The 16234-nt window shown below is 59.8% G+C and carries 16 protein-coding genes and 1 pseudogene; 8 read left to right on the forward strand and 9 right to left on the reverse strand.

Annotated elements, in window-relative coordinates:
* Together gmk and J3P93_RS00970 are read right to left on the reverse strand one after the other, a co-directional pair.
* Positions 1-621, reverse strand: coding sequence for a guanylate kinase (gene gmk, locus J3P93_RS00965; RefSeq protein WP_039757364.1), 621 nt, complete (start codon positions 619-621; stop codon positions 1-3).
* A 12-nt stretch (positions 622-633) separates the two neighbouring features.
* Positions 634-1497: a YicC/YloC family endoribonuclease gene (locus J3P93_RS00970; protein WP_434594350.1), complete on the reverse strand. Its 864-nt coding sequence runs from the start codon at positions 1495-1497 to the stop codon at positions 634-636.
* 268 nt (positions 1498-1765) lie between these two features.
* Between J3P93_RS00970 and rph the strand changes: the two genes are divergently transcribed.
* The 3 genes from rph (at position 1766) to gltS (ending at position 4461) form a co-directional block, all read left to right on the forward strand.
* Entirely contained in the window at positions 1766-2488 is a 723-nt protein-coding gene (gene rph / locus J3P93_RS00975) for a ribonuclease PH (RefSeq protein ID WP_090287527.1), read from the forward strand.
* 28 nt (positions 2489-2516) lie between these two features.
* Entirely contained in the window at positions 2517-2885 is a 369-nt protein-coding gene (locus J3P93_RS00980; RefSeq protein WP_203420003.1) for a DUF4870 domain-containing protein, read from the forward strand.
* 367 nt (positions 2886-3252) lie between these two features.
* Positions 3253-4461 (forward strand): sodium/glutamate symporter, encoded by a 1209-nt coding sequence (gene gltS / locus J3P93_RS00985; protein WP_434594353.1) that lies wholly within the window; start codon positions 3253-3255, stop codon positions 4459-4461.
* 73 nt (positions 4462-4534) lie between these two features.
* Here the strand turns inward: gltS and J3P93_RS00990 are convergent, their stop codons facing one another.
* Positions 4535-5314: an exodeoxyribonuclease III gene (locus J3P93_RS00990; protein WP_007920349.1), complete on the reverse strand. Its 780-nt coding sequence runs from the start codon at positions 5312-5314 to the stop codon at positions 4535-4537.
* Between the two features lie 82 nt (positions 5315-5396).
* Here J3P93_RS00990 and pyrE point away from each other — a divergent pair, with 82 nt between their 5' ends.
* Positions 5397-6041 (forward strand): orotate phosphoribosyltransferase, encoded by a 645-nt coding sequence (pyrE, locus tag J3P93_RS00995; RefSeq protein ID WP_258451168.1) that lies wholly within the window; start codon positions 5397-5399, stop codon positions 6039-6041.
* A gap of 183 nt (positions 6042-6224) precedes the next feature.
* Here the strand turns inward: pyrE and argB are convergent, their stop codons facing one another.
* The 4 genes and pseudogenes from argB to coaBC all read right to left on the reverse strand — a co-directional run bounded on the left by argB (position 6225) and on the right by coaBC (position 10458).
* A complete protein-coding gene (argB, locus tag J3P93_RS01000) occupies positions 6225-7130 on the reverse strand; it encodes an acetylglutamate kinase (RefSeq protein WP_016772548.1) in 906 nt (301 codons plus the stop codon).
* A gap of 17 nt (positions 7131-7147) precedes the next feature.
* Positions 7148-8524 (reverse strand): annotated as a pseudogene (locus J3P93_RS01005) (phosphomannomutase/phosphoglucomutase); the annotation flags it as partial.
* 264 nt (positions 8525-8788) lie between these two features.
* Positions 8789-9244 carry a dUTP diphosphatase gene (dut, locus tag J3P93_RS01010; RefSeq protein WP_203420001.1) on the reverse strand — a complete coding sequence of 152 codons (456 nt, stop codon included), beginning with the start codon at positions 9242-9244 and terminating at the stop codon, positions 8789-8791.
* Positions 9245-9249: 5 nt separating this feature from the next.
* Positions 9250-10458, reverse strand: a complete 1209-nt coding sequence (coaBC, locus tag J3P93_RS01015) for a bifunctional phosphopantothenoylcysteine decarboxylase/phosphopantothenate--cysteine ligase CoaBC (protein ID WP_434598520.1) — start codon at positions 10456-10458, stop codon at positions 9250-9252.
* 132 nt (positions 10459-10590) lie between these two features.
* On the opposite strand from coaBC, the gene radC reads away from it, so the two are divergent.
* A complete protein-coding gene (gene radC, locus J3P93_RS01020; protein WP_203420000.1) occupies positions 10591-11265 on the forward strand; it encodes a RadC family protein in 675 nt (224 codons plus the stop codon).
* A 131-nt stretch (positions 11266-11396) separates the two neighbouring features.
* Here radC and J3P93_RS01025 read toward each other — a convergent pair whose 3' ends face one another.
* The gene (locus tag J3P93_RS01025; protein ID WP_434594359.1) at positions 11397-12983 is read right to left on the reverse strand and encodes an ABC transporter substrate-binding protein; all 1587 of its coding nucleotides are present in this window, start codon (positions 12981-12983) and stop codon (positions 11397-11399) included.
* Between the two features lie 447 nt (positions 12984-13430).
* Between J3P93_RS01025 and rpmB the strand changes: the two genes are divergently transcribed.
* Positions 13431-13664, forward strand: a complete 234-nt coding sequence (gene rpmB / locus J3P93_RS01030; RefSeq protein WP_007920377.1) for a 50S ribosomal protein L28 — start codon at positions 13431-13433, stop codon at positions 13662-13664.
* Between the two features lie 11 nt (positions 13665-13675).
* Positions 13676-13831 (forward strand): 50S ribosomal protein L33, encoded by a 156-nt coding sequence (rpmG, locus tag J3P93_RS01035; protein WP_003177274.1) that lies wholly within the window; start codon positions 13676-13678, stop codon positions 13829-13831.
* Between the two features lie 180 nt (positions 13832-14011).
* Here rpmG and J3P93_RS01040 read toward each other — a convergent pair whose 3' ends face one another.
* Positions 14012-14374 (reverse strand): cupin domain-containing protein, encoded by a 363-nt coding sequence (locus J3P93_RS01040; protein WP_203419998.1) that lies wholly within the window; start codon positions 14372-14374, stop codon positions 14012-14014.
* 235 nt (positions 14375-14609) lie between these two features.
* On the opposite strand from J3P93_RS01040, the gene J3P93_RS01045 reads away from it, so the two are divergent.
* Positions 14610-16103 (forward strand): aldehyde dehydrogenase, encoded by a 1494-nt coding sequence (locus tag J3P93_RS01045; protein WP_434594364.1) that lies wholly within the window; start codon positions 14610-14612, stop codon positions 16101-16103.
* The last annotated feature ends 131 nt before the right edge of the window (positions 16104-16234 follow it).

The raw sequence follows: 16234 nt of genomic DNA on the forward strand, positions 1-16234 counted from the left end.
TTAACCGAGCAGTTCGGCCAGCAATTTGCCGAAACGCACCTGTTGGCGCTTCTGTTGCAACTGATTGGCGCGGAAAATCGCCTTCAAATCGTCCAGCGCGTGGGCGAAATCGTCGTTGATGATCAGGTAATCGTAATCGACGTAGTGGCTCATCTCGCTGACCGCTTCGCGCATCCGCCCATCGATGATCTCGTCACTGTCCTGACCACGGTTGGTCAGGCGCTGGTGCAGGGCTTGCAGCGAGGGCGGCAGGATGAAGATCGAGCGTGCCTGCGGCATCAGCTTGCGCACTTGCTCGGCGCCTTGCCAGTCGATTTCCAGAATCAGGTCATGACCTTCGTCGAGCGTCTGCTGCAGACGGCTTTGCGAAGTGCCGTAGAAGTTGCCGAACACTTCGGCGCGTTCGAGGAAGTCGCCGTGTTCACCCATTTTCACGAACTCTTCGCGGGTCACGAAGTGGTAATTCACGCCGTCCACTTCGCCCGGACGCATGGCGCGGGTGGTGTGGGAGACGGAAACGCGGATTTCCGGGTCAGCGTCGGTCAACGCCTTGACCAGGCTGCTCTTGCCCGCGCCCGATGGCGCGGAAATGATATACAGGGTGCCGGTGTGTTGGGTCATGTCGGGGTAGCCTTACTCAATATTCTGCACTTGTTCGCGCATCTGCTCGATCAACACTTTGAGGTTGACGGCGGCCTGGGTGCTGCGCGGGTCGAAGGCTTTGGAGCCCAGTGTGTTGGCTTCGCGGTTGAGTTCCTGCATCAGGAAGTCGAGGCGCCGCCCGGCCGCACCGCCGGACTTGAGCACCCGGCGTACTTCGAGGATGTGGGTGCTCAAGCGATCCAGTTCTTCGGCGACGTCGCTTTTTTGCGCGAGCAGGACCATTTCCTGCTCCAGACGCTGCGGATCCAGCTCGGCCTTCATGTCAGCGAAGCGGTCGAGGACCTTCTGGCGCTGGGTGGCGAGCATTTGCGGGACCAGCTCGCGGAGGGTCACGACGTCTTCTTCAATAGACGTCAGGCGATCGTTGATCAAGCGGGCCAGCTCCGCGCCTTCGCGCTCGCGGCCAGCCTTCAGATCCTTCAAGCCCTGGTTGAACAACGCCAGCGCATCGGCGTTCAGCGCTTGTGGATCCGCCGCATCAGCCACCAGCACGCCCGGCCAGGCCAGCACTTCCAAGGGATTCAGCGCAGCGGGATTCTTGATCAGGCCGGCAACGGTTTCCGCAGCGGCGACCAGTTGCGCGGCGCGCTCGCGGTCGACTTGCAGCGGCTTGCCGGTGCTCTCCTCGGTGAAGCGCAGCGTGCACTCCAGTTTGCCTCGCGACAGGCCTTGGCGCAACGCTTCGCGCACGGCGCCTTCGAGGTCGCGAAACGACTCCGGCAGGCGCAGGTGCGGTTCCAGATAGCGGCTGTTGACCGAGCGCAATTCCCAGCTCAGGGTGCCCTGGGCGCCGGCTTTCTCGACGCGGGCGAAGGCGGTCATGCTGTGCACCATGGCGGTGACCTCGCAATGCAGATCGGCGCAGCAGGGGTTCCGCAGGCGCGATATCAATGAATGTAAGCCGACTGGCAGCAAAGGCGCAGGATTGTAGCGCAGTGCGGCGAGCGCGCCCAAACACACCCTGTGACAAAGCGCTGCAGCCCGTCGGTAACAGGCGCTTCAGAGCCCTCGCCGGTCGGCCCGGCTTTTTAACCAGTGCCCAGTCGCGGTGCGCCGCTCTATAATGCTCGGTAGTTTTCCGTCCTCAGCACAGGTATTCCCTATGAAACGTCCAAGTGGTCGCGCTGCCGATCAGCTCCGCTCGATCCGCATTACCCGCAACTACACCAAACACGCCGAGGGATCCGTGCTGGTCGAATTCGGTGATACCAAAGTCATCTGCACTGTCAGCGTCGAAAACGGCGTACCCCGTTTTCTCAAAGGCCAGGGCCAGGGCTGGCTGACCGCCGAGTACGGCATGCTGCCGCGCGCCACCGGCGAGCGTAACCAGCGTGAAGCGAGCCGCGGCAAGCAGGGCGGTCGCACTCTGGAAATCCAGCGCCTGATCGGCCGCTCCCTGCGCGCGGCGCTGGACATGTCCAAGCTGGGCGACGTGACCCTGTACGTTGACTGCGACGTGATCCAGGCGGACGGCGGCACCCGCACAGCGTCCATCACCGGCGCCATGGTTGCGCTGGTCGATGCACTGAAAGTGATCAAGAAGCGCGGCGGCCTGAAAGGCGGCGACCCGCTCAAGCAGATGATCGGCGCGGTATCGGTCGGCATGTATCAGGGCGAGGCGGTGCTGGATCTGGACTATCTTGAAGATTCCGCTGCCGAAACCGACCTTAACGTGGTGATGACCAGCACCGGTGGTTTCATTGAGGTGCAGGGCACCGCTGAAGGCGCGCCGTTCCAGCCTGAAGACTTGAACGCCATGCTGGAACTGGCGAAGAAAGGCATGAATGAAATCTTCGAACTGCAAAAGGCTGCACTGGCCGACTGAGCAGGTTGATAACCGCAAGGAGGACGCGATGAGTGACGAGCAAGAGCTGCTGCCCAAACCGAGCCATGAGGTTCGCCAATGGGCGATGTTTTGTCACTTGTCCGCCTTGCTGGGCATCTGGATTCCGTTCGGCACGCTGATCGGGCCGCTGATCCTGTGGCAGATGAAGCGCGAGATGGACCCGTTCATCGATGCCCAGGGCAAAGAGGCGCTGAATTTCCAGATCACTGTGGCAATCGCTTCGGCGATCTGTTTTTTGCTGATGGTGCTGATCATCGGGTTTTTCCTGTTTGGCCTGTTGGCCATCGCTGCGCTGGTGTTGACCATCATTGCCGGCGTCAAGGCCAATGAAGGCTTCCCTTATCGGTATCCCTTCACTTGGCGGCTGATCAAATAAGCGAACCGAAAAATCAAATCAAACGCCCGAGTTATCCGGGCGTTTTTATTTGTGCAACGTAATAAGTTTCTGTGTTGTGTGGGAATAGTCTTTAATTGACGAGTGGTGCTTCTATATTAGTAGATGTTTCGCAACTACATCTTTCGTCACAACTCGTTCGCACAGTACCTGCTCCAGTTCTTGTTATGGTTTGGTGCTGATTGTTAAAGTTACCCGGCGTCGTGTTTCCCTTGAAACATCTCGATATGTTCAAGCCATCGAAGGCTCTTGAATTTCCCAGTAATCAGTGTTGATCAAATCAGCCGGTTCATGAGTCGAGCCCAGGTAAACGCTCGCCTCCTGAATACATAGCCAAGAATAAATCCACATGATTCAGCTCGATTTCTACGGCACGCTCGTGGCCGCCTCTTTAGTCTTATTGCTCGGTCGCGGACTTGTTTCGCGTGTCGGCTTTCTGCGAAGTTACAACATTCCCGAACCGGTAGCGGGTGGCCTGGTGGTCGCCGTGCTGTTATTGATATTGCGCACCTTTGATATTGAAGTGCGCTTTGATACTTCCTTGCAAACGCCGTTGATGTTGGCTTTCTTCGCGACGATTGGCTTGAGTGCGGACCTCGCCAGCCTGAAAAAGGGTGGTCGCGTTGTCGGCATATTCCTGCTGGCAGTTATCGGCTTGCTGGTGGTGCAGAACGCCATGGGTATCGGGTTGGCAACGATGCTTGGGCTGGACCCGCTGATGGGCCTGCTGACCGGTTCGATCACCCTGGCGGGCGGGCATGGTACGGGTGCCGCCTGGGGAACGGTATTCAGCGAAAAGTATGGGCTGGCCTCCGCCTCGGAACTGGCGTTGGCCTCGGCGACGTTCGGTCTGGTCCTCGGCGGACTGATCGGCGGCCCGGTTGCGCGCTTGCTGATCAAGCGTGTGCAAGTGCCGGGCTGCAATCAGGAGCAAGCCCCGCGGTTACCAAAAGGCTTCGAGCAGCCGAATAAGGAGCGCTCGATTACGCCATTTTCCTTCGTCGAAACGCTGGCGTTGATTGCCGTCAGCCTGCTGGCTGGCAATCTGTTAAATGGCTTGCTGCAGGGCACTGCCTTCGAACTGCCGACGTTTGTCTGCGTGCTGTTCGTGGGCGTGGTGTTGCGCAATGGCCTGTCGGCGCTGGGCTTGTATCAGGTGTTCGAGCGTGAGGTCTCGGTGCTCGGCAACGTCAGTCTGTCGCTGTTTCTGGCGATCGCGCTGATGTCGCTGAAGTTGTGGGATCTGGCGGCGCTGGCCCTGCCGATCTTTATCATTCTGGCTGTACAGGCGCTGGTCATGGCGCTGTTCGCAATCTTCGTGACGTTCCGGGTTATGGGCAGCAACTACGATGCTGCCGTGCTGGCAGCGGGGCACTGCGGTTTCGGCCTGGGCGCCACGCCTACCGCGATCGCCAATATGCAGGCGGTGACGCAGCGCTATGGGCCTTCGCAGATTGCCTTTCTGGTGGTGCCGATGGTCGGAGCGTTCTTTATCGACATCATCAACGTCATCGTGATCAAGCTTTACCTGGCCTTGCCGTTGTTCGCCGCTGTCTAGGCTGCGTCTTTGTTCGAGACGAAAAAATGCCCGCATCTGACGATGCGGGCATTTTCTGACGGCGATCGGACGTTTAGATGGTCAGCGTCCAGTCGTAGTCGACGATCAGCGGCGCGTGCTGCGAGAACCGTGGCTGACGCGGCAGGCGTGCGCTGCGCACGAAGCGCCGCAGGCCTGGTGTCAGGATCTGATAATCGAAGCGCCAGCCCAGATTGAGCATCTCGGCCTGTTCGTTATCTGGCCACCAGCTGTACTGATCGCCTTCGCGGCTGACTTCGCGCAACGCATCGACGTAGCCCATGTTGCCGACAATCTCGTCCATCCAGGCCCGTTCCGGCGCCAGGAAGCCTGGAGATTGCTGGCTGTCGCGCCAGTTCTTGATGTCGAGCTTCTGCTGCGCCACGTACAGCGAGCCACAATAAATGTACTCGCGACGTTTGCGCCGCTGTTTGTCCAGGTACTTGCCGAAGTCGTCCATGAGCTTGAACTTCTGGTTCAAGTCTTCATCGCCGTTCATCCCCGAAGGAAGCAGCAAGGTGGCAATACTGACTTTGTCGAAATCTGCTTGCAGGTAGCGCCCGTAGCGGTCGGCCGTCTCGAAACCGAGACCGCTGATGACAGCCTTCGGTTGCAACCGCGAATACAAAGCCACGCCGCCTTGGGCAGGGACTTCAGCATCGCAGGCATAAAGGAAGTAGCCATCCAGTTGGAAGGCTGGGTCGTCCAGTTCAAAGGCGGAGGCACGGGTGTCCTGCAGGCAGATGACGTCGGCATTCTGTGCTTGCAGCCAACTGAGCAAACCGCGCTCGACTGCCGCCTGAATACCATTGACGTTCACACTGATGATCCGCATAAATGGCCCCAAAAATCGCGTGCGTGTATGATACACGGCGTCAAGCTAATTAGCTAAATCCGTGGTATTTGGGGTTTTTTTCATGCAAGCGTATCAGCGCGATTTCATTCGTTTTGCCATCGATCGCGGCGTTTTGCGCTTCGGTGAGTTCACCCTGAAGTCCGGGCGCACCAGTCCCTACTTCTTCAACGCCGGCCTGTTCAACTCGGGCTCGGCCCTGGCGCAGCTGGGGCGTTTCTACGCCGCCGCCATCGCCGAAAGCGGCATTCCTTTCGATGTTCTGTTCGGCCCGGCCTACAAAGGCATTCCGTTGGCCGCGACCACTGCCGTTGCGCTGGCCGAACATCATGACCGCGACCTGCCATGGTGCTTCAACCGCAAGGAAGCCAAGGCGCACGGCGAAGGCGGCAGCCTGGTCGGCGCGCCGCTGACCGGTGACGTGCTGATCATCGACGACGTGATCACCGCCGGCACCGCAATCCGCGAAGTGATGCAGATCATCGCCTCGCAGGAGGGCGCCAAGGCCGCCGGCGTGCTGATCGCCCTGAACCGCCAGGAGCGCGGCAACGGCGAACTGTCGGCGATCCAGGAAGTTGAGCGCGACTTCGGTATTCCGGTGATCAGCATTGTTTCGCTGAATCAGGTGCTGGAATTCCTCGCTGACGACCCGCAGCTCAAGCAGCACTTGCCGGCGGTAGAAGCTTACCGCGCCCGGTTCGGCGTTTAAGCGCCGGCTTTTGTGGGAGCGAGCCTGCTCGCGAAAGCGTCCTGCCAGTCGACATCAATGTTGAATGGAAGTCGGCATTCGCGAGCAGGCTCGCTCCCACATGGGGTCTTCCGCTTGGGTTTTGCAGCAAAAAAAGCCCCCGCTCAGTCAGACTGAGCGGGGGCTTTTTGTTTGCGCGATCGCTTACGGACGCTTGCGATTGCTGATCAGCGTACCCACACCGGTGTCGGTGAAGATTTCCAGCAGAATCGCGTTCGGTACACGCCCGTCGATGATCAACGAACTTCCCACGCCGCCCTGAACCGCTTCCAGCGCACAGCGGATCTTCGGCAGCATGCCGCCGTAAATCGTGCCGTCAGCGATCAGATCGTCGACCTGCTGCGTGCTCAGGCCCGTCAACACCGTGCCGGATTTGTCCATCAGGCCGGCGATGTTGGTCAACAGCATCAGCTTCTCGGCTTTCAGCGCTTCGGCAACCTTGCCGGCCACCAGGTCAGCGTTGATGTTGTACGACTCGCCGTTCTCACCTACGCCGATCGGCGCGATCACCGGAATGAAGTTGCCTTTGACCAGCAGGTTCAGCAACTCGGTGTTGATCCCGACCACTTCGCCGACATGACCGATGTCGATGATTTCCGGCTGGGTCATCTCCGGGGTCTGGCGGGACACGGTGAGCTTCTTCGCGCGAATCAGCCCGGCGTCTTTACCGGTCAGGCCGATGGCGCTGCCGCCGTGGCGGTTGATCAGGTTGACGATGCTCTTGTTGACCTGACCGCCCAAGACCATTTCCACCACGTCCATGGTCGCCGCGTCGGTCACGCGCATGCCGTCGACAAAATGGCTCTCGATCGACAGGCGCTTGAGCAGGTCACCGATCTGCGGGCCGCCACCGTGTACCACCACCGGGTTGATGCCCACGGCCTTCATCAGCACGATGTCGCGTGCGAAGCCGGTTTTCAGCTCCTCGCTTTCCATCGCGTTGCCGCCGTATTTGATCACCAGGGTCTTGCCGACATAACGTCGGATGTAAGGCAGTGCTTCGGACAGGACCTTGGCAGTGTTGGCGGCGGCTTCGCGTTCGAGGGTCATTCAGGGCTCCGGGTGGATCAGAACGGTAGTTGGAGATCAGGTGCAACGCGTTTCAGTTGGGCGTGGAACACATCCTTGATGCGCTGCAATTCAGCCTCGTCATCGGCCTCGAAGCGCAGCACCAGCACCGGTGTGGTGTTGGACGCGCGCACCAGGCCCCAGCCTTTGGCGTAATCGACCCGCACGCCGTCGATGGTGGTCAGGTCAGCGCCTTCACCCCACTGAGCATCGTGCAGTGCATCAATGATGCTGAATTTGCTCTCTTCGGTCACATGGATATTGATTTCCGGCGTAGAAATATCGTTCGGGAAGGTCGCAAACAGCTCCTCCGCGGTGGATTTTTCCTTGCTGAGGATCTCCAGCAGGCGTGCAGCGCTGTAGATGCCGTCATCGAAACCGAACCAGCGTTCCTTGAAGAAGATGTGCCCGCTCATTTCCCCGGCCAGCAGTGCGCCGGATTGCTTCATTTTCTTTTTGATCAACGAGTGACCGGTCTTCCACATTAGCGGCCGACCACCGTATTCCTTGATCAGCGGCACCAGGCGACGGGTGCATTTGACGTCGAAGATGATTTCCGCGTCCGGGTTGCGTGCCACTACGTCGCGGGCGAACAGCATCAGCAGACGATCCGGATAAACGATGCTGCCGATGTTGGTCACTACGCCGACACGGTCGCCGTCGCCGTCGAAGGCCAGGCCGATATCGGCGTTGGTTTCCTTGACCTTGGCGATCAGGTCGACAAGGTTCTCCGGCTTGCCCGGGTCCGGGTGATGGTTAGGGAAGTTGCCGTCAACTTCGCAGAACAACGGAATGACTTCGCAGTTCAGTGCTTCGATCAGTTGCGGGGCGATCACGCCGGCCGCGCCGTTGCCACAGTCGACCACGACTTTCAGGCGACGGGCCAGTTTGATGTCCTGGACGATTTCGGTGTTGTAGCGGTCGAGGATTTCGACCTGGGTGACGCTGCCCTGGCCGCTGCTCAGATCGTTGTTCTTGATGCGCTGGTGCAGTACCTGAATCTGCTCGTTGGCGAGAGTGTCGCCGGCGATGACGATCTTGAAGCCGTTGTAGTTCGACGGGTTGTGGCTGCCGGTGAGCATCACCCCGGATTTGCCGGCCAGCACGTTGGCGGCGTAATACAGCGCCGGTGTCGGCACCAGGCCGACGTCGCTGACATGGCAGCCGCTCTCGGCGATGCCGCGAATCAGCTCGGCGACCAGTTCCGGACCGGACAGGCGGCCGTCACGACCGACCGACACGTTCGGTTCGCCCTGGGCCAGGCTCTGTGAGCCGATGGCGCGGCCGATCCAGTAAGCGGTTTCACCGTTGAGAAAATCCGGCACGGTGCCGCGAATGTCATAGGCGCGGAAAATGCTCTCGGGGAGGGTCGGGGCGATCTTGGCTGGAGTGCTCATCTGCACAAATGCTCCATCTGGAAAGTGGCGGGACAGGCCGACGAATCGTTCGACGGCAGGCTCAAACTGAAGGGTATGACGGCGTTTTCCACAGAGAGTTCGTGCTATGAAAGGGCCATGACACCCAGTACAGCAGGGCTTTGACCGGCCAATGCCTTGATTTACCGCGCTAAACCTTGCAGATGACAATTTCGGTTTGCGGTGAGCCAGCGAGCTGGCTCACCACCGGATCGCCCGACTGGATCACTTCGTTCCGGTATGCCCGAAACCGCCGGTGCCGCGTTCGGTTTCGACGAATTCCTCGACCATTTCGAAGTGCGCCTGCACCACCGGCACCAGCACCAGTTGCGCCAGACGTTCGCCGACGGCCATGGTGAAATCGCTCTGGCCACGGTTCCAGCAGGACACCATCAGCGGGCCCTGGTAGTCGGAGTCGATCAGGCCGACAAGGTTGCCCAGTACGATGCCGTGTTTATGGCCCATACCCGAGCGTGGCAGGATCAGCGCAGCAAGGTTCGGGTCGCCGATGTAGACCGACAGGCCGGTGGGTATCAGCACGGTTTCACCCGGCTTGATCACGGTGTCCTGATCCAGCATGGCGCGCAGGTCGAGGCCGGCGGAGCCCGGGGTGGCGTATTGCGGCAGCGGGAAGTCGGTGCCGATGCGTGGGTCGAGGATCTTGGCTTGCAAAGCGTGCATGTAAATTAAACCTGGTTCAGACGTTCGGCGATAAAAGTGACCAGCTGGCGAGCGATCTTGCCCTTGCTGGTCTGGGCGAAAACCGTGGCGTGCAGCTCACGATCAATGACGCTGCAGGCGTTTTCTTCGCTATTGAAACCGATGCTCGGGTTGGCGACGTCGTTGGCGACGATCATATCGAGATTCTTGTCCTTCAGCTTGCGTGCAGCGTAGTCGAGCAGGTGTTCGGTCTCGGCGGCGAAGCCGACACTGAACGGACGGTCGGGACGGGTCGCGATGCTCGCGAGGATATCCGGGTTGCGCACCATTTGCAGGACGAAACCGTCACCGCTCGCAGGGTCTTTCTTGAGTTTTTGCGGGGCAACGACTTCCGGGCGGTAATCCGCAACCGCTGCCGAAGCAATGAACACATCGCAGGGAATTGCCGACTCGCAGGCGGCGAGCATGTCGCGGGCGCTGACCACGTCGATGCGCGTGACGCGATCGGGAGTTGGCAGGTGCACCGGGCCACTGATCAGGGTGACGCGGGCGCCGGCTTCCACTGCGGCTTCGGCGAGGGCGAAGCCCATTTTGCCGGAGCTGTGGTTGGTGATGTAGCGCACCGGGTCGATGTTTTCCTGGGTCGGGCCGGCGGTAATCACCACATGCTTGCCGGTCAGTGCCTGACGCTGGAAGCAATCGGCGGCGAGCAGCGCCAGCTCGGTGGCTTCCATCATGCGGCCCATACCGACGTCGCCGCAGGCCTGGCTGCCGGACGCCGGGCCGAAGGTCTTCAGGCCACGGCTTTCGAGCAGTTGCAGGTTGGCCTGGGTCGCCGGGTCGCGCCACATGGCCTGGTTCATCGCTGGCGCGACGGCGACGATGGCGTCGGTGGCCAGCACCAGGGTGGTCAGCAGATCGTTGGCGATGCCTTGGGCCAGACGCGCAAGCAGGTCGGCGGTGGCCGGGGCGATCAGCACCAGATCAGCCCACTTTGCCAGTTCGATATGGCCCATCGCGGCTTCGGCGGCCGGGTCGAGCAAGTCGAGGTGCACCGGGTGGCCCGACAGCGCCTGCATGGTCAGCGGAGTGATGAACTCGGCGCCGCCATGGGTCATGACCACGCGCACTTCAGCACCCTGGTCGATCAGGCGGCGAACCAGATCGGCGCTCTTGTAGGCCGCAATGCCGCCGCCGACGCCCAGAACGATGCGTTTCCGATACAGCCGCTGCATAGGTCTGCCTTTCATTTCGTTGATGACTGCGCGGCGAGCCCCTCCCCAAGGTTGAATCGCGCGCAAAAAAGATGGGCTACGATATCACAGCGACCGCTACGGAACAGCGGCGCCCACAGACAGGGAGTGTGTATGAGTATTCGCGATTGGCCGGCGGCGGAGCGGCCGCGGGAGAGGTTGTTGGAGCACGGGGCAGGGAGCCTCTCGGACGCTGAGTTGCTGGCGATTTTTTTGCGCACCGGGGTACCCGGAACAAGCGCCGTGGACCTGGCGCGACATCTGCTGAAGCAATTCGGCAGCCTGCGTTTACTGCTCGAGGCCGATCAGGACGCATTCAGTAAACAAATGGGACTCGGGCCGGCGAAGTTTGCGCAACTGCAAGCCGCGCAGGAAATGAGCAAGCGCCATCTGGCCGAACGATCACGGCAGAAACCGGCACTGGAAAACCCGCAAGTCGTGCGTGATTATCTAAAAGCGATGCTGCGGCACGAGCCGCACGAAGTGTTCGGTTGTCTGTTTCTCGACTCGAAGCATCAAGTACTGAATTTCGAAGCGCTGTTTCGCGGCTCGATCGACAACACCAGTGTGCATCCCCGAGAAGTGGTGAAGCGCGCACTGGCCAATAATGCGGCGGCGGTGATCCTCTGTCACAACCATCCCTCCGGCAATACCGACCCCAGTCAGGCGGATCGGCTGCTGACCAAGCGGCTGCAAAAGACTCTGGAGCTGATCGATGTGCGCGTGCTGGATCACTTCATCGTCGGCGATGGCGAGCCGCTGTCGATGGCGGAGTGTGGCTGGATGTAGTTCTCAGGAATAACTCGGTCCCCTGTAGGAGTGAGCCTGCTCGCGATGGCGGCACTTCAGTCAACCCATGCGGTGACTGGAAGATCGCTATCGCGAGCAGGCTCACTCCTACAGGTTTTGTGCAGGGCAGGTTATTTGAGGTTGACCTTGGAATAGTCTTGCCGACCGAACGGGCTGACGGAGTAACCGTTGATGTCCTTGCGCGTCAGCGCATACGCCGTCGGGTGCGCCAGCGGCAGCCACAGCGCTTGCTGCTGGATCTGCGCCTGCGCCTGTTCATACAGTTTGGTGCGCACGCCTTGTTCGCTGGTGGTTTTGCCGGCGCTGATCAGCTTGTCCAGGTCAGCATTGCAGTAGCGGGCGAAATTGGTGCCGGACTTGACCGCCGCGCAGGAAAACTGCGGCGTGAGGAAGTTGTCCGGATCGCCGTTGTCACCGGCCCAGCCCATGAACAGCAAATCGTGTTCGCCAGCCTTGGCGCGGCGAATCAGCTCGCCCCATTCGATCACGCGGATCTCCGCCTGAATGCCGATTTCAGCCAGGTCCGACTGCAACATCTGCGCGCCGAGGCTCGGGTTCGGGTTGAGCAAACTGCCTGACGGGCGCGTCCAGATCGTGGTCTGGAAACCGTCCTTCAGCCCGGCCTTGGCCAGCAGCGCCTTGGCCTTCGCTACATCGTGGGGGTAGCCCGGCAGGTTCTTCGCGTAGCTCCAGGTGTTCGGTGGGTAAGGGCCGTTGGCAGCTTCGGCGGTGTCTTCGAACACCGCCTTGATGTAATTGGCCTTGTCGAAGGCGAGGTTGATGGCCTGACGCACTTCCGGCTTGTCCAACGGAGGGTGCTGGCTGTTGATGCCAACGAAAGCGGTCATGAACGCGTCAGTCTTTTCGACTTTCAGTGTCGGCTCTTTCAGCGCGGCCTGTACGTCGAGTGGTTTCGGCGACAGGGCGATCTGGCATTCATTGCGCCGCAGCTTTTGCAGTCGCACGTTGGCGTCCGGGGTGATGGCGAAGATCAGCGGGTCGACCGCCGGTTTGCCACGGAAGTAATCCGGGTTGGCCTTGTAGCGGATCGCCGCATCTTTCTGAAAGCGATTGAAAATGAACGGGCCGGTGCCGATCGGCTGGCTGTTGAGCTTGTCGGTCGCGCCGGCTTTCATCAGCTTGTCGGCGTACTCGGCCGAGTAGATCGAAGCGAAACCCATGCTCAGGGTGGCGAGAAAGGTCGAATCCGGGTGATCAAGGGTGAAGCGCACGGTCAGCGGGTCGAGTGCATCGATCTTCTTGATCAGCGCTGGCAGTTGCATCGACTGCGCGTGCGGGAAGCCGCTCTGCGCGACCTTGTGCCACGGGTTGGCCGGGTCGAGCATGCGGTCGAAGCTGAACTTGACGTCTTCGGCGGTCAGCTCACGGCTCGGTTTGAAATAGTCGGTGGTGTGAAACTTCACCTGCGGATGCAGTTTGAATACGTATGTCAGCCCATCAGTGCTGACTTCCCAGCTGTCGGCCAGGCTCGGCACGACCTTGCCGCTGGCAGTGTCGAAATCCACCAGACGATTCATCAGCACATCGGCGGAGGCATTGGTGGTGGTCAGCGAGTTGTACTGCACCACGTCAAACCCTTCGGGGCTGGCCTCGGTACACACGCTCAGCGCGGCGGCTTGGGCCAGAGGGCTTAGCAACAGCGGGGCAAGCAAAAGGGGTAGGGCAGCGAGGCGCATGGTCGGTTTCCTTTACAGATCGAAGGCCCATCTGCAAGTGCAGTCTGGAAAAGTCCTACCCTAGAGGTCTGAATTGCAAATGACTATCCCCTTTTTGTATTTTCCGGGCACTGCGACGTTGCTGTTTCACGAAGCGCTACGCCGGAAAAAGTCTGAAACGGCCTTGCCGGTGATTTTCCGCGACGAGTGGTAAAAATCGCCGTCAGCCTTTATCCAAGGGATTCGCAGGGCGAAAAAACGCCTTTTTGCCGATTGATTGCACACCGATTGTTGTTGCATCCCGGTCTTTCTGGTATAAAGCAGCGCTCTTTTCTAGGGGCCCGGTTCCTTCACTGTAGGTGTAGCCGGTAAGACCTCTAAAGAAACGCGGCGCCTGGCGCCAAATGACTGAGAGATTAAGCGGCCAACCCATGCCGGGTTGGGCATGTGGTTTTAGAGGGCTGAGGCATGTCGAGAGTATGTCAAGTTACCGGTAAGGGTCCGGTGACTGGGAATAACATTTCCCACGCAAACAACAAAACCCGTCGTCGTTTCCTGCCGAACCTGCAGCATCACCGCTTCTGGGTTGAAGAAGAGAAACGTTTTGTGCGTCTGCGCGTATCTGCCAAAGGCATGCGTATCATCGACAAGCGTGGCATCACTGTCGTGCTCGCCGAACTTCGCCGCGATGGCAAGATTTAAGGGAGCTAATCATGCGTGAATTGATTCGTTTGATCTCGAGCGCCGGTACTGGTCACTTCTACACTACCGACAAGAACAAGCGTACTACCCCGGACAAAATCGAGATCAAGAAATATGATCCGGTTGTTCGCAAGCACGTGATCTACAAGGAAGGCAAAATCAAGTAATTGATTTTTCCCGACTTACGAAAAAGGCCCGTATCGTGAGATGCGGGCCTTTTTTGTTGCCTTCAAATTGTATTGCCTGTCAGGGCCTCATCGCGAGCAGGCTCACTCCTACAATTGGAATGCGGTCACCTGTAGGAGTGAGCCTGCTCGCGATAGGGCCCGATCAGCCGACGAAAATTTTCAAGCCTTCTGTTCGAAGATCACATAAATCTTGCGGCAGGCTTCCAGCACTTCCCAGGTCCCACGGAACCCCGCTGGAATCACAAAGCGATCGCCGACACGCAAGGTCTTGGCATTGCCCTCGCTGTCACGCAGCACCGACACGCCCTGCAGAATCTCGCAATACTCATGCTCGGTGTAATTCACCGTCCACTGGCCCACCGCACCTTCCCAAACGCCCGCGCCCATCTGGCCACAGGGACTTTCGTATTGATGGAACACGGCTTGTTCAGGATCGCCCTTGAGCACCTTGGCCGGGTCCGGGCGATAGCGTTCGGCTTCGCTGCCGGTCAGGCTGATGTCGACGACGTTCTGGATGTTCATTGTTGTTTTCTCCGGTGATGACCGCGCGTGGACTGGAATGAGCGAAAGTCTATGTTTATTAAATTGAACACTGCAAGGCCGTATGGGCGGCTTATGTCAAATATATTGAAACAAACCCGGCCGCTGGTTTAGGGTGGCAGGTGCCTTGGGCCGACTTGCAGGCTGGCCGGGCAGTATTCTTGATGAACGTCGCAGCGCTTGCGGCGTTCGTATTCAATAAGAGGAGGACACCCGAATGACCACCCTGACTCGTGCCGACTGGGAACAACGCGCCCGCGATCTGAAGATCGAAGGCCGCGCCTACCTCAATGGCGAATACACCGACGCCGTTTCCGGCGAAACCTTCGAATGCATCAGCCCGGTCGATGGCCGTCTGCTCGGCAAGATCGCCAGCTGTGACGCCGCCGACGCCCAGCGCGCTGTGGAAAACGCCCGCGCCACGTTCAATTCCGGGGTGTGGTCGCGCCTGGCGCCGAGCAAGCGCAAAGCGACGATGATCCGTTTCGCCAGCCTGCTCAAGCAGCACGCTGAAGAACTGGCCCTGCTCGAAACCCTCGACATGGGCAAGCCGATCAGCGACTCGCTGTACATCGACGTGCCGGGCGCAGCGCAAGCGCTGAGCTGGAGCGGCGAAGCGATCGATAAGATCTACGACGAAGTCGCCGCCACCCCGCACGACCAACTGGGAATGGTGACTCGCGAGCCGGTCGGCGTGGTCGGCGCCATCGTGCCGTGGAACTTCCCGCTGATGATGGCGTGCTGGAAACTCGGCCCGGCGCTGTCGACCGGTAACTCGGTAATCCTCAAGCCATCGGAAAAATCGCCGCTGACCGCCATCCGCATCGCCGCGCTGGCTGTCGAAGCCGGTATTCCAAAAGGCGTGCTCAACGTGCTGCCGGGCTACGGCCACACCGTCGGCAAGGCGCTGGCCCTGCACAACGATGTCGACACGCTGGTGTTCACCGGTTCGACCAAGATCGCCAAGCAACTGATGATCTACTCCGGTGAATCGAACATGAAACGCGTCTGGCTGGAAGCTGGCGGCAAGAGCCCGAACATCGTCTTTGCCGATGCGCCGGACCTGCAAGCCGCTGCCGAATCCGCCGCCAGTGCGATCGCCTTTAACCAGGGCGAGGTTTGCACCGCTGGTTCGCGTCTGCTGGTCGAGCGTTCGATCAAGGACAAATTCCTGCCGATGGTGATCGAGGCGCTGAAAACCTGGAAGCCGGGCAATCCGCTGGACCCGGCGACCAACGTTGGCGCGCTGGTCGATACCCAGCAGATGAACACCGTGCTGTCGTATATCGAGTCCGGCCACAGCGACGGCGCCAAACTGGTGGCTGGTGGCAAGCGCATCCTTCAGGAAACCGGTGGCACGTATGTCGAGCCGACGATTTTCGACGGCGTGAGCAATGCGATGAAGATTGCTCAGGAAGAAATCTTCGGCCCGGTGCTGTCGGTGATTGCTTTCGACAGCGCTGAAGAAGCCATTCAGATCGCCAACGACACGCCATACGGCCTGGCCGCAGCGGTGTGGACGCAGGACATCTCCAAGGCACACCTGACCGCCAAGGCGCTACGCGCTGGCAGCGTGTGGGTCAACCAGTACGATGGCGGCGACATGACCGCGCCGTTCGGCGGCTTCAAGCAATCGGGCAACGGCCGCGACAAGTCGCTGCACGCGTTCGACAAGTACACCGAGCTCAAAGCGACCTGGATCAAGCTGTAAGCTGTTAACGCGAGCCCGGTTTTCCCGGGCTTTCTGGCGAAACAGAGATCCCTTGTGGGAGCGAGCCTGCTCGCGAAAGCGGTATATCAGTCAGCCAATGTGCTGAATGTGAAACCGCATTCGCGAGCAGG

Source organism: Pseudomonas sp. R3-57 (assembly GCF_051132065.1).
In the GTDB taxonomy this organism is placed as follows: domain Bacteria; phylum Pseudomonadota; class Gammaproteobacteria; order Pseudomonadales; family Pseudomonadaceae; genus Aquipseudomonas.